1 protein-coding gene is annotated in these 521 nt (G+C 43.6%); it reads right to left on the bottom strand.

Going from position 1 to position 521, the window contains the following annotated elements; genetic code table 11:
• A partial coding sequence (locus PSH48_RS20765; RefSeq protein ID WP_273612300.1) for an IS3 family transposase occupies positions 1-521 on the bottom strand: 521 nt, incomplete at both ends.

Below are 521 nucleotides of genomic sequence, written 5' to 3'. Positions count from 1 at the left end.
ACCCACTCTAACGTTGCGTATTCAACAGCATCAACATTCTTCCACGGGCCATTTCTGCGAATAATCTCTGTTTTAAATAATCCATTTATTGTTTCAGCCAATGCATTGTCATAAGAGTCACCCACACTGCCTACAGACGCTTGAATTCCAGCTTCAGCAAGTCGCTCAGTGTATCGTATAGACAAATATTGGCTGCCTCTGTCGCTGTGGTGAATTAACCCTTCGGGGTTGCCACGATGCCAAATAGCTTGCTCTAACGCATCAAGAATAAGCTCTGTGTGCATTGTCGTTGATACACGCCAACCTACAATGTATCGTGAAAAAACATCTATCACGAAAGCGACATAAACAAACCCACTCCATGTGGCAACATAGGTGATGTCAGCTACCCAAAGTTGATTTGGCTGCTCAGCAGTAAATTGACGATTAACTAAATCAAGTGGCTTATCTTGTTGCTCGTCAGGTATCGTTGTCTTATGTGCTTTACCCCGACGAACACCTTGAATTCCCATAACTCGCAT

The organism is Pseudoalteromonas sp. Angola-4 (assembly GCF_028599265.1).
GTDB classification, from domain to species: Bacteria; Pseudomonadota; Gammaproteobacteria; order Enterobacterales; family Alteromonadaceae; genus Pseudoalteromonas; species Pseudoalteromonas atlantica.
This window is presented reverse-complemented; position numbering and strand designations above follow the sequence as displayed.